Source organism: Halomonas sp. B23F22_3 (genome assembly GCF_043496965.1).
GTDB lineage: Bacteria > Pseudomonadota > Gammaproteobacteria > Pseudomonadales > Halomonadaceae > Halomonas.
Window position 1 is genome coordinate 92,544 of the sequence record NZ_JBIEKG010000001.1, and the last position, 12,429, is coordinate 104,972.

A 12,429-nucleotide genomic window follows, 5' to 3' on the forward strand; every position below is an offset into this window, starting at 1 on the left:
TGGTCGCGGCGAGGCGTCCTGCCCCGCTCGTCTTACGCCTCTTACGCCTCCCAGACCGGCTTCTCCTGCAGGGTCGTCGGCAGGTAGTCGTCGGCCCGCTCGCCCAGGCGCGCCATCAGCTGCAGGAAGTCGCGCCGCGGCAGGCGCACTGTCAGCAGGCTGTGGCCCGCCTCGTCGAAGCGCTCCTCGCGCACCGCGTTCAGCTCGTGCAGGCCGGCGCGCAGCTTGCCCTGCTCCGGGGCCAGGGCGAGTTCGAGGTCGATGATGTCATCGGCCAGGCACTCGGAGAGCGCCTGAGCCAGGAGCTCGAGCCCCTTGCCCTGCTGCGCCGAGACCCACACCACCTCGGGGCGACCCTCGCCGTCACGCTCGATGCGCGGGGCGCTGTCGAGCAGGTCGATCTTGTTCATCACCTTGAGCGTCGGCAGGTCGCGAGCCCCGATCTCTTCGAGCACGCCCTCGACCTGATCGACGTTGAGCTCGCGGTCGGGGTCGGCGGCATCGATCACGTGAACCAGCAGGCTCGCCTCCGCGGCCTCCTGCAGGGTCGCGCGGAAGGCCTCGACCAGCTTGTGAGGCAGGTGACGAATGAAGCCCACGGTATCGGCGAGCACCACCGGGCCGACGTCCTCGATCTCCACACGCCGAAGCGTCGGGTCGAGGGTAGCGAAGAGCTGGTCGGCCGCATAGACCTCGGCGGTGGTCAGGGCGTTGAAGAGCGTGGACTTGCCGGCGTTGGTATAGCCGACCAGCGACACGCTGGGGATCTCGGCCCGGGAGCGGGCCCGACGATTCTGGCTGCGCTGGCTGCGCACCTTGTCGAGCCGCTTGTGGATCGCCTTGATGCGTGCCCGCAGCAGGCGGCGGTCGGTCTCGAGCTGGGTCTCACCCGGCCCGCGCAGGCCGATGCCGCCCTTCTGGCGCTCGAGGTGAGTCCAGCCGCGCACCAGGCGGGTCGACATGTACTCGAGCTGTGCCAGCTCCACCTGCAGCTTACCCTCATGGGTGCGGGCGCGCTGGGCGAAGATATCGAGAATCAGGCCGGTACGGTCGATCACCCGGCACTTGAGCTCGCGCTCGAGGTTGCGTTCCTGGGAGGGGCTGAGCGCGTGGTTGAAGATCACCAGTTCGGCCTGGTGCACGGCCTTCGCCTCGCGCAGCTCCTCGAGCTTGCCCGACCCTACGAAGGTGCGCGAGTCGGGACGCTTGCGGCTGCCGGTAAGCAGCGTGGCCGGCTCGGCGCCGGCCGAGCGCACCAGCTCGAGGAACTCTCCCGCGTCCTCGCGCTCCTGCTCATCCTGGAAATCCACATGGACGAGAACCGCCGTCTCACCGGCGTCGGGGCGTTCAAAAAACAATCAGTACCTCACGCATCAGTGTCCGACGGTGCGCCGGCGTCCGGGGCCGGCAGGCGCACGTTGCGCGACGGCACCACGGTGGAAATGGCATGCTTGTAGACCATCTGGCTGACCGTGTTGCGCAGCAGGATGACGAACTGATCGAAGGATTCGATCTGGCCCTGCAGCTTGATGCCGTTGACCAGGAAAATCGATACCGGAATGCGCTCCTTGCGCAGGATGTTCAGGTACGGGTCTTGAAGGGACTGCCCTTTGGACATGTTGCTCTCCCTGAAGTGTCTCTGGGGGTTGATGTTATGTCGAACGCGGTCGCTCCCGCCAGGGGGCAACGCTGAATACCCTAAGGGGCCTGTTTACCCGGCCACCGAGAGCGCCATCTTACGCTAAGTGCCGAATTCGCGCACCAGTTTCAGCACCTCGCCCAGCGGGTCGGGGCCCAGGCTGTCGACCCACTCGAGCCCCGGCCAGCTGCGCATCCAGGTTAGTTGGCGCTTGGCCAGCTGGCGGGTCGCGATGATGCCGAGCCGCTCGAGCTCGTCGCGGTCGATCTCGCCCTCGAGGTAGGACCACACCTGACGATAGCCCACGCTCTTCATCGACGGCAGCGAGGGCGAGAGATCGCCGCGCCCCTTCAGCGCGGCGACCTCGTCGATCAGCCCGGCGTCGAGCATGGCCCTGAAACGCTTGGCGATCCGCTCGTGCAGCACGCCGCGATCGGCCGGCGCGAGGCCTATCGACAACGTGCGAAAGGGAAAGGTTTCCTGGCGCTGCTCATCCCACAGCGCGCTGAGCGAGCGCCCCGCGAGTCGATGGACCTCCAGCGCGCGCGTCAGGCGCTGGGGGTCGTTGGGGTGGATGCGCGCCGCCGAGACCGGATCGACCCGGGCAAGCTCCTCGTGCAGGGAGGCCAGGCCATGCTCGGCCACCTGGCGCTCGAGTTCGGCGCGTACCGCCGGATCGGCGGCCGGCAGGTTGGCCACGCCCTCAAGCAGGCGCTTGAAGTACATCATGGTGCCACCGACCAGCAGCGGCACCCGGCCGGCGGCGGTGATGGCGTGCATCTCGCGCAGGGCGTCCTCGCGGAAATCGGCCGCCGAGTAGGGCTCGGCCGGATCGCGGATGTCGATCAGCCGGTGCGGCGCGCGGGCAAGCTCCTCGGGCTCGGGCTTGGCGCTGCCGATGTCGAGGTCACGGTAGACCATCGCCGAGTCGACGCTGATCAGCTCACAGCCGAGCCGCTCGTGGAGCGCGATGGCGAGGTCGGTCTTGCCGGCGGCGGTGGGTCCCATCAGCAGGATGGCGGGGGGACGCGAATCGGACATGAAGTTCTAGGACTCTCTCAGGCTCGGCGCTGGGATGATTGCCCGACGGCATGCCTTCGAGGAGGCGCTGTGAACCCATCCCTGGGCGCTACCGACGCCATCCCTGGCGTAGGACCTCCTCTTCGGCCTGCCCTCGGCGCTTCTCGCCAGGCTGGTGGACGTGTGGCGGATTCTACTGCCCCCTCAGGAAGAGGCGATCGAGTTCCTTCATGCTCATCTCGGTCCAGGTGGGGCGGCCGTGATTGCACTGGCCGCTGCGCTCGGTGCGCTCCATGTCGCGCAGCAGGGCGTTCATCTCCTCGAGGCCGAGCTGGCGATTGGCGCGCACGCTGCCGTGGCAGGCCATGGTCGCCAGCAGCTCGTTGATGCGCGCCTCGACCCGGTCGGAGCGCCCGTAGCGCTCCAGGTCGGCGAGCATGTCGCGCACCAGCGGCTCCACGTCGGCATCGGCCAGCAGCACCGGGACCTGACGCACCAGCAGGGTCTCGGGGCCGGCCGCATCGAGCTCCACGCCGAGGCGCGAGAAGGCATCCCGCTCGGCCTCGGCGGTCGCCACCTCGGCCGGGGTCGCGGCGAGCGACACCGGCACCAGCAGCGGCTGCGCCTGCAGCCCGGCGCCGTCCCCGGCCTCGCCGTGCACCTGGGCCTTCATGCGCTCGTAGACGATGCGCTCGTGGGCGGCGTGCATGTCCACCACCACCAGGCCGCGCTCGGTCTGGGAGAGGATGTAGACGCCGTGCAGCTGGGCCACGGCGTAGCCCAGCGGCGGCGCCCGGGTGGCGTCCTCCTCCGGCATCGCCGGCCGCGGGGCGCGCTCCGCCTGCGCGGCGCGTCGCTCGTCGAGGGCTACCCCGGCGGCGCGGCCGCCCGGCGCCGGCGCGGCGGGCTGCGGGGTCAGCAGGGTCTCCTCGTGCTCGGGATGCAGCGCCCGGTAGCCCTCCATGAAGGCCCGGACCCGGTCGGGGGTCACGCCCTCGCGCCCCTCACCGCTTCTGTCACCACTCCCGGCAGCGTGGCCAGGCAGCGCCATGGGCTGCTGCTGCCAGGCCGGTGCGGCCTCGCGCACGCCAGGATCGTGCGCCGCTTCCTGTCCTTCCTGCCCTTCCCGGGCCTCGTCGCGCTCGCCGGGCCGCGCCTCGGCCAGCGCCCGATGCAGGCTCGAGAACAGGAAGTCGTGCACCATGCGACCGTCGCGGAAGCGCACCTCGTGCTTGGTCGGATGGACATTGACGTCCACCACCCGCGGGTCGACCTCCAGGTAGAGCACGAACACCGGATGGCGGCCGTGGAAGAGCACGTCGCGGTAGGCCTGACGGATGGCGTGGGCCACCAGGCGGTCGCGCACCACGCGGCCGTTGACGAAGAAGTACTGCTGGTCGGCCTGCGCCCGCGAGTGGGTGGGCAGGCCGACCCAGCCCCAGAGGCGCAGGCCGCCGACCTCGAGGTCCAGGTGCAGGGCGTTCTCGAGGAAGCCCTTGCCGAGCAGGGCGCCGAGGCGCCGCTCCCGGGTGACCGGGTCGTCGCCCGGCGGCAGCTGGTGGAGGGTCTTCTGGTTGTGGCGCAGCGTCCAGCCGATGTCGAAGCGCGACAGCGCCTGGCGCCGGAAGGCCTCCTCGACGTGGCCGAACTCGGTCTTCTCGGTGCGCAGGAACTTGCGCCGCGCCGGAGTGTTGAAGAAGAGATCGCGCACCGTCACCGAGGTGCCGCGGGGATGTGGGGCCGGGGTGACGCGGGGCTCCATGCGGCGCCCCTCGGCGACCACGCGCCAGCCGCCGCGGGGATCCTCGTCGACGTTGGAGGTGAGCTCCAGGCGCGAGACCGAGCTGATGGAGGCCAGCGCCTCGCCGCGAAAGCCCAGGCTCGCCACCCCCTCGAGCTCCTCGAGGGAGAGGATCTTGCTGGTGGCGTGCCGCGACAGCGCCAGCGGCAGGTCGTCCTCGCCGATGCCACTGCCGTCGTCGCGCACCCGGATCAGCCGGGCGCCGCCGCTCTCGAGCTCGACCTCGACGCGACGGCTGCCGGCATCGATGGCGTTCTCGACCAGCTCCTTGACCACCGATGCGGGGCGCTCGACCACCTCGCCGGCGGCGATCTGGTTCGCCAGGCGGGGGTCGAGGATCTGGATGTGTCGTTGCTCAGGCATGTCGCTCCGGGGCGTGGAAAGGTGGATCGGGATCAGGAACGGGGGATGCGCAGCACCTGTCCGACCCGGATCACGTCGCCGTTGAGCTCGTTGACCTGGCGGATCTGGGCCACCGGCACGCCGTGGCGCGCGGCGATCTCCGAGAGGGTATCGCCGGGCTGGATGCGGTACTCGTTGCTCGCGGTGCTGCGGCCGTTGTCGCGCTGCCAGGCCAGCAGGCTGGCCGGCGGCGGGTTGCGCTGGAAGTGGTTGCGGATGCCGCCGAAGATGGCATCGACCATTCGCTGCTGATAGCCGCCGTCGCGCAGCCGGCGCTCCTCGTCCGGGTTGGAGATGAAGCCGGTCTCGACCAGCAGCGAGGGAATGTCCGGCGACTTGAGCACCACGAAGCCGGCCTGCTCCACCCGCGACTTGTGCAGCCGGTTGACCCGGCCCATGCGATCCAGCACCTGGCCGCCGATGGTCAGGGAGTCATTGAGGGTCGCGGTCATGGTCAGGTCGAGCAGCACGCCGCGCAGCACCTCGTCCTTGTCGTCCAGCGACAGGTTGCCGTCGACGCCGCCGATCAGATCGGCCTCGTTCTCGCTGGCGGCCAGCCACTGGGCGGTCTCCGAGGTAGCGCCGCGCTGGGAGAGCGCATAGACGGAGCTGCCGTGGGGCCGCGGGCTGTTGAAGGCGTCGGCGTGGATCGAGACGAAGAAGTCGGCCTTCTGCTCCCGGGCGATATGGGTGCGCTGGCGCAGGCCGACGTAGTAATCGCCGTCGCGGATCAGCACCGCGCGGAAGCCCTCGGTGGCGTTGACCTTGCGGGCCAGGCGCTGGGCCATCTCCAGCACGATGTCCTTCTCGCGGGTGCCCGAGGGGCCGATCGCCCCGGGGTCTTCGCCGCCGTGACCGGCATCGACGGCGATGATGATGTCGCGCCGGGGATGCGGCGCGGCGGGCTCCATCACGTCGGGCGCGGCCACCTCGGCGGGATTCTTGCCCTCGACCACCGCCTCGCTGCGCGCGCGCTGGGCGGCGATCTCCTGCTCGCGGATCATCGCCTCGATGGGATCGATGGGGTCCTCCACGGCGCTCTCGCCGGGATACTCCAGGTCGACCACCAGGCGGTGGCCGTACTGCTCGTTGGGCGCCAGGGTGAAGTGACGGGGTTCGATCTCCCGCTCGAGCTCCAGCACCACCCGCAGGCCGTTGCCATCGCGCACGCCGGTGCGCAGGGTGCTGATGGCGCTTCCCTCGAGATCCAGGGCGTCGACGCGGGTATTGAGCCGGCTGTCGTCCAGGTCGATCACCAGGCGCCGCGGGTTGTCGAGGCTGAAGACGTTGGCCTCGGCCGGGGAGGAGAGATCGAAGACCAGGCGCGCATGGTCGGGCGCCGCCCAGAGGCGCAGGTTATCGACGCTGGCGGCCTGGGCCAGGATGCTGGAGAGGCCAAGCCCCAGCATGCCGAGGCCGACCAGCAGCCGGCGAGTCGGTATCGTGGCTGTCATCGTGCCGCGTCGCCTTCGCTGTCAGTGAGACGGCCCGCCAGTTCAGGCATGGCCATCAGCCGTTCGAGGACCGCCCGGCCATGGGCGCTGCGCGCCGCGAGGGTCGCCTCGCGTCCCTCCTCGGCCAGGCGCAGGCGCACCTCCAGGTCCGGCGCGGGCAGCCAGCCCTCGCCGCGCTCCGGCCACTCGATCACGCAGAGCGCATCCTCGGCGAGCAGATCGCGGCCGCCGATGAACTCCAGCTCCTCGGGGTCGCCGAGGCGATAGAGGTCGAAGTGGTGCACGAGCACGCCGTCGAGCGCATAGGGCTCCACCAGGGTATAGGTCGGGCTCTTGACCGCACCGACGTGTCCATAGGCGCGCAGGATGCCGCGGGTCAGGGTCGTCTTGCCGGCGCCCAGTTCGCCGGTCAGGTGCACGCGACCGTGGCCCTCGAGGGCTCGCCCCAGGCAGGCGCCGAAGGCGACCTGGCGGTCTTCGTCATCGAGTCGCAGCAGCATCGTCCTCGCCCTTGCTATCACACACGGTCGGGTTGACCAGAATTCGCGCACAGGATGCCAGATCGCCGGCCAGCAGGCCACGCTCGCCGCCCTCACGAGCCGCCCGGTCGGCGGCCAGGGCGTGCACCAGCACCCCGAGCCGTGCCGCCGTCTCGAGCTCGAGTCCCTGGGCCAGCAGCGCGCCGAGGATGCCGGAGAGCGCATCGCCCATGCCGCCGCTGGCCATGCCCGGGTTGCCATGGGGGCAGACGGCGAGCCCCGCCGGGCCCGCGACCAGGGTGCCGGCGCCCTTGAGCACCACCACGCCGCCGTAGCGGCGCTGCAGCGCCCGAGCCGCGGCGGGCCGGTCGGCCTCCACCTCGCCGGCGGAGCAGCCGAGCAGGCGCGCCGCCTCTCCGGGGTGCGGGGTGAGGATCCAGTCGTCGCGCTGCCGCCCCTGGAGGCGCGTGGCCAACAGATTGAGGCCGTCGGCATCCACCACCAGCGGGCGCGACGCTTCGAGAGCGGCCTGCAGCATGCCCTGTCCCCAGCTGCCCTGCCCCAGGCCCGGCCCGACCACCAGCACGTCGGCGCCCTGGGGCAGCGTGGCGAGATCGCCGGCGCCGCGCACGCCGTGGACCATCACCTCGGGGCGACGCACCAGGCTCGCAGTGACGTGCTCGGGCGCGGTGGCAAGGCTCACCTTGCCGGCGCCCAGCCGTGCGCAGGCCTCGGCGGCGAGCAGCGCCGCCCCGCCGAAGCCCGGCGCCCCGCCGAGTACCAGGGCATGGCCGCAGTCGCCCTTGTGAGCGTCGCGGGGCCGGGGCGGCAGCCAGGCCGCAAGCAGCCCGGCCTCCAGCCGGCGGGCGGCGGGGACGAGATCGGCCTCGCCCTCGGCGTCCACGCCGAGGGCGCAGAGCACCGGCTCGCCGACATGCGCCGGTGCCGCGCCGGTATAGAGGCCGAGCTTGTCGGCGATGAAAGTCACGGTGCGCGTCGCCCGGATCGCGACCCCGAGCCTCGCCCCGGTGTCGGCGTCGAGGCCCGAGGGGATGTCGATGGCCAGCACCGGCAGGCCGCTTTCGTTGACGGCCTCGATCGCCTGGCGAGCCGCCCCGCGCACCTCACCGCCGAGCCCGGTGCCGAGCAGGGCATCCACCACCACCTCGCCGTCGAGCTGACGCTCCGCCTGCCAGGCCTCGGCCGGCACCCCGGCCCCCGTGGCCATGTCGGCGGCGCGCCGGGCGTCGCCGGTCAGCGTCTCCACCGGCTTGAGCAGCAGGCGCTGCACGGCGAGCCCCTCGGCGGCGGCCAGCGCCGCCAGCACGTGGCCGTCGCCGCCGTTGTTGCCGCCGCCGCACAGCACGGTGAGCGAGCGCGCCTGTGGCCAGCGCGCCCGGAGCTCCTGCCAGGCGGCCGCGGCCGCGCGCTGCATCAGGGCGAAGCTCGCGATGCCCCCCTCGATGGTGCGCCGATCGAGCTCGCGGACCTGGTCGGCGCGATAGAGCGGGCGCAACGTCGGCATGGGGGAGTCGGCTGGCCGGGTCATGCGGTGTCTCCTCGTTCGGGATGCTTTACCATACCGAGTGTAAATTCTCTGCGCCCCACGCCAAGTCGCGGGGCCGATCTGCAGGATGTTTTCTCGATCATGAGCCCAGTGTCCCCCACGAGTGACGACCCCGACATGGCCGCCCTCGCCGAGCGGATCAAGACCTGGGGCCGCGAGCTCGGCTTCCAGCAGCTGGGCATCACCGACGTCGACCTGGCCGAGGACGAGGCCCACCTCGAGGCCTGGCTGGACGCCGGCTATCACGGCGAGATGGGCTTCATGGCCAAGCACGGCACCAAGCGCACCCGCCCGGAGGAGCTGGTGCCCGGCACCCGGCGGGTGATCAGCGTGCGCCTGGACTACCTGCCCGCCGAGGTGGAGACCACCAAGGTGCTGGGTCGACCGTCGCTGGCCTACGTCTCTCGCTACGCCACCGGACGCGACTATCACAAGCTGATGCGCAAGCGGCTGGCCACGCTTGCCAAGTGGATCGAGGCCGAGGTCGGCACCTTCGGCTATCGCGCCTTCGTCGACTCTGCCCCGGTCATGGAGCGCGGCCTGGCGCGCAAGGCGGGCCTCGGCTGGTTCGGCAAGAACGCCATGCTGCTCAACCCGAAGGCCGGCTCGCTGTTCTTCCTCGGCGAGCTCTACACCGACCTGCCGCTGCCGGTGGATGCGCCCTTCGAGACCGATCACTGCGGCAGCTGCAGCGCCTGTCGCACCGCCTGCCCCACCGGGGCCATCGTCGAGGACAAGGTCGTCGACGCCCGGGCCTGCATCTCCTATCTCACCATCGAGCTCTTCGGCGCCATTCCGGAGCGCTACCGCGAGGCCATGGGCAATCGGGTATTCGGCTGCGACGACTGCCAGCTGGTCTGCCCCTTCACCCGCTTCGCCCGGGTCAGCCAGGAGCCGGACTTCGCGCCCCGTCACGACCTGGACCGGGCGAGCCTCGTCTCGCTGTTCGCCTGGGGCGAGGAGGAGTTCCTGGAGAAGACCGCCGGCAGCCCGATCCGGCGCATCGGCTACGAACGCTGGCTGCGCAACCTCGCCGTGGGGCTCGGCAACGCGCCCTGGAGCCGGGCCGTGGAGGCGGCGCTGATGGCGCGGCTGGCCTACCCCTCCGACCTGGTCCGCGAGCACGTGCGTTGGGCGCTAGATCGCCAACGGCAAAAGCGCCGCCAGCTTATCGCCAGTGAGTGAGATCGCGGCGATACCGGCGACAGCCCGTAGAGAGGGTCCTGCGCCATGGATGGCGCCGGAAGCGTACAGGGACGTATTCACAGCGCCCTCTCGCAGGCCTGTCGCCGGTGCTGCCCATCGCCACCCTCAGCCTACCTGCTCGGACGCTGCCTCTCAGCGCCCGGCGCCGGCCCGACCGGCTATTCTTCCTCGTCGCCGCGCTGATCGGCCGTCTTGAGGAAGGTCGTGCGGTAGTGGGCGAGCTCGGCGATGGACTCGCGGATATCGTCCATGGCGAGGTGCACGTTGCGCTTCTGGAAGCCCGCCAGGGCGCCCGGGTTCCAGCGCTTGGCGATCTCCTTGAGGGTGGAGACGTCCAGGTTGCGGTAGTGGAAGAAGGCCAGCAGTTCGGGCATTTCCCGCTCCAGGAAGCGGCGATCCTGGTGGATGCTGTTGCCGCACATCGGCGAGGCGCCGGCCTCGACATGGGCGGCGAGGAATTCGAGGGTGCGTCGTTCGGCCTCGGCGGTATCGACCCGGCTCTCCTTGACCCGCTGCACCAGCCCCGAGGCGCCGTGGGTGCGGGTATTCCAGTCGTCCATGGCGTCCAGCAGCGCATCGGGCTGGTGGACCGCGATCACCGGGCCCTCGGCGACCGTGTTGAGGTCCGCGTCGGTGACCAGGGTGGCAATCTCGATGATGCGCTCGCGGTTCGGGTCGAGCCCGGTCATCTCCAGGTCGATCCAGATCAGGCGCTGGCGGCGCGCATCGGCGGTGGCGGACGTGGCGTGCTCGGTCATGGGAAATCCTTGCGGGGCGTCGGCTGACGACAGCGGGCGCCTTGGGTGAGTACAATGCGCCCTATTGTAGCGAGCTTCGGGCCCCCATGAGCAAACGCAAGTTGAGCCGCCAGCAGCGCTGGCGCATCGAGAAGGTCCAGGCCGAGCGCGCCCGTCGCGCCGATCGGCGCGACGCCCAGGACAGCGACAAGCTGGCCGCCGGCGAGTACGGAGCGGAACAGAACGGCCGGGTGATTGCCCACTTCGGTCGCACCCTGGACGTGCGCCCCGACGAGGGCGGCGAGGCCGTGCGCTGCCACCTGCGCGCCAACCTCGAGGGGCTGGTCACCGGCGACCGGGTGATCTGGCGCGCCGCCCACGACGCCCGCGACGGCGTGGTCGTGGCTCGCGGCGAGCGTTCGAGCGTGCTGGAGCGCCCCGACCCCCGCGGCCAGTTGAAGCCGGTGGCCGCCAACATCGATCAGATCCTGATCGTCTTCGCGGTGGAACCGGCGCCCCATGCCAACCTGATCGATCGCTACCTGGTGGCCGCCGAGGCCACCGGCATCGCGCCGGTGCTGGTGCTCAACAAGATCGACCTGCTGCCGGCACAGGGCGGCGAGCTGCGCTCGCTGCTGGCGCGCTACGAGGCGCTGGGCTACCCCGTGGTCACCACCACCACCGAGCGCGAGGGCGGCCTCTCGGATCTCTACACGCGGCTCGCCGGCCGCACCTCGGTGTTCGTCGGCCAGAGCGGCGTGGGCAAGTCGTCGCTGATCGACCGCCTCCTGCCGGATGAGGAACTGCGCATCGGCGCGCTGTCCGAAGACTCCCGCAAGGGCCGCCATACCACCACCACCGCCCGGCTCTACGCCCTGCCCGCCCCGGATGACGGGACGTCTGCCGAGGCCGGTCGCGGCGAGCTGATCGATTCGCCGGGGATCCGCGAGTTCGGCCTGACCCACCTGGACGAACAGCAGGTCACCGAGGGCTTCATCGAGTTCCGCGACGTGCTGGGGCGCTGCCGCTTTCGCGACTGCCGCCACCGCCAGGAGCCGGGCTGCGCCCTGCTCGCCGCCGTGGAGCGGGGCGAGATCCACCCCGAGCGCTTCGCCAGCTTCCGACGCATCGTCGAGAGCCTCGAGACGAGCTGACGCCAGACGCCAGCCCGGGCGACTAACCTGAGGCGCAGGTGCCCGCATCGCGGAGCCTACCTCAAGGAGCCGAATTTAAGGAGAGTGTGCCATGAGTTCCGAAGACAACCTGCTCCCGCTGATCGTCGAGCCCGACCAGCTGGCCGCCCGGCTCGACGAGCCGTCGCTTCTGATCATCGACGTGCCCGTGCGGGCCGAGAGCCATGGCGAGGGCCACGTGCCCGGCGCCCTCTTCCTGGATCACCGGCGGCTGCTGGCCGGCGAGGGCGAGGTGCCCAACGGGGTGCCCTCGGTCGAGGCGCTCTCGCGGCTGTTCTCGTCGCTCGGCCTGACCCGCGACACCCACGTGGTGGCCTACGACGACGAGGGCGGCGGCTGGGCCGGGCGCCTGCTGTGGACCCTGGAGCTGATCGGCCATACCCGCTACTCCTACCTCAACGGCGGCCTGCATGCCTGGCGCGAGGCCGGCCAGCCCCTCTCCACCGAGACGCACACCCCGGAGCCCAGCGACTACCAGGCCGAGATCCTCCATCCCGAGGTCGCCATCGATCGACTCGAGCTGCAGGAGCGCCTCGGCGAGAAGAACCTGGCGATCTGGGATGCCCGCTCACGGGCCGAGTACGACGGCGAGAAGGGCAACAACCGTCGCCTGGGCCATATGCCCGGCGCGGTCAACATGGAGTGGACCGACGCCATGGACCGCGAGCGCGGGCTGCGCATCCGCGACTATGCCGAACTCGTCACCGAACTCGAGACCCTGGGACTGACCCCGGACATGGAGGTGGTCACCCACTGCCAGAGCCACCACCGCAGCGGCTTCACCTGGCTCGTGGGCCGCGCGCTGGGCTTCGAGAAGATCCGCGGCTACGCCGGCTCCTGGCAGGAGTGGGGCAACCGCGACGACACGCCCATCGAGACCTGATGGCCAAGATTCCGGCCACGCCTGCGCGTGGCCTTCCCTACCCGACTC

11 protein-coding genes are annotated in these 12,429 nt (G+C 70.8%); 3 read left to right on the forward strand and 8 right to left on the reverse strand.

Translation table 11 applies throughout. The features are described 5' to 3' along the window. Nucleotides 1-41 precede the first annotated feature (41 nt). The 7 genes from hflX to ACGTNG_RS00455 all read right to left on the reverse strand — a co-directional run bounded on the left by hflX (nt 42) and on the right by ACGTNG_RS00455 (nt 8,344). Complete coding sequence (gene hflX, locus ACGTNG_RS00425; protein ID WP_394574860.1) at nt 42-1,358, reverse strand: ribosome rescue GTPase HflX; 1,317 nt, start codon at nt 1,356-1,358, stop codon at nt 42-44. Between the two features lie 8 nt (nt 1,359-1,366). Next, nucleotides 1,367-1,618 (reverse strand): RNA chaperone Hfq, encoded by a 252-nt coding sequence (gene hfq / locus ACGTNG_RS00430; RefSeq protein ID WP_089847152.1) that lies wholly within the window; start codon nt 1,616-1,618, stop codon nt 1,367-1,369. A 123-nt stretch (nt 1,619-1,741) separates the two neighbouring features. Beyond that, entirely contained in the window at nt 1,742-2,680 is a 939-nt protein-coding gene (miaA, locus tag ACGTNG_RS00435) for a tRNA (adenosine(37)-N6)-dimethylallyltransferase MiaA (RefSeq protein WP_394574861.1), read from the reverse strand. 172 nt (nt 2,681-2,852) lie between these two features. Beyond that, complete coding sequence (mutL, locus tag ACGTNG_RS00440; protein ID WP_394574862.1) at nt 2,853-4,823, reverse strand: DNA mismatch repair endonuclease MutL; 1,971 nt, start codon at nt 4,821-4,823, stop codon at nt 2,853-2,855. A 32-nt stretch (nt 4,824-4,855) separates the two neighbouring features. After that, nucleotides 4,856-6,271 carry an N-acetylmuramoyl-L-alanine amidase gene (locus ACGTNG_RS00445; RefSeq protein WP_394575539.1) on the reverse strand — a complete coding sequence of 472 codons (1,416 nt, stop codon included), beginning with the start codon at nt 6,269-6,271 and terminating at the stop codon, nt 4,856-4,858. Between the two features lie 41 nt (nt 6,272-6,312). After that, entirely contained in the window at nt 6,313-6,816 is a 504-nt protein-coding gene (tsaE, locus tag ACGTNG_RS00450; RefSeq protein WP_394574863.1) for a tRNA (adenosine(37)-N6)-threonylcarbamoyltransferase complex ATPase subunit type 1 TsaE, read from the reverse strand. Continuing rightward, complete coding sequence (locus ACGTNG_RS00455; RefSeq protein ID WP_394574864.1) at nt 6,797-8,344, reverse strand: NAD(P)H-hydrate dehydratase; 1,548 nt, start codon at nt 8,342-8,344, stop codon at nt 6,797-6,799. The genes tsaE and ACGTNG_RS00455 overlap by 20 nt, the downstream gene beginning before the upstream one ends. Before the next feature lie 99 nt (nt 8,345-8,443). Here ACGTNG_RS00455 and queG point away from each other — a divergent pair, with 99 nt between their 5' ends. Continuing rightward, a complete protein-coding gene (queG, locus tag ACGTNG_RS00460) occupies nt 8,444-9,547 on the forward strand; it encodes a tRNA epoxyqueuosine(34) reductase QueG (RefSeq protein WP_394574865.1) in 1,104 nt (367 codons plus the stop codon). Between the two features lie 179 nt (nt 9,548-9,726). Here the strand turns inward: queG and orn are convergent, their stop codons facing one another. Further along, nucleotides 9,727-10,326, reverse strand: a complete 600-nt coding sequence (gene orn / locus ACGTNG_RS00465) for an oligoribonuclease (RefSeq protein ID WP_394574866.1) — start codon at nt 10,324-10,326, stop codon at nt 9,727-9,729. Between the two features lie 86 nt (nt 10,327-10,412). Between orn and rsgA the strand changes: the two genes are divergently transcribed. Together rsgA and ACGTNG_RS00475 are read left to right on the forward strand one after the other, a co-directional pair. Continuing rightward, nucleotides 10,413-11,459 carry a small ribosomal subunit biogenesis GTPase RsgA gene (gene rsgA, locus ACGTNG_RS00470; protein WP_394574867.1) on the forward strand — a complete coding sequence of 349 codons (1,047 nt, stop codon included), beginning with the start codon at nt 10,413-10,415 and terminating at the stop codon, nt 11,457-11,459. A 91-nt stretch (nt 11,460-11,550) separates the two neighbouring features. After that, a complete protein-coding gene (locus ACGTNG_RS00475) occupies nt 11,551-12,381 on the forward strand; it encodes a sulfurtransferase (protein WP_394574868.1) in 831 nt (276 codons plus the stop codon). Nucleotides 12,382-12,429: the final 48 nt, after the last annotated feature.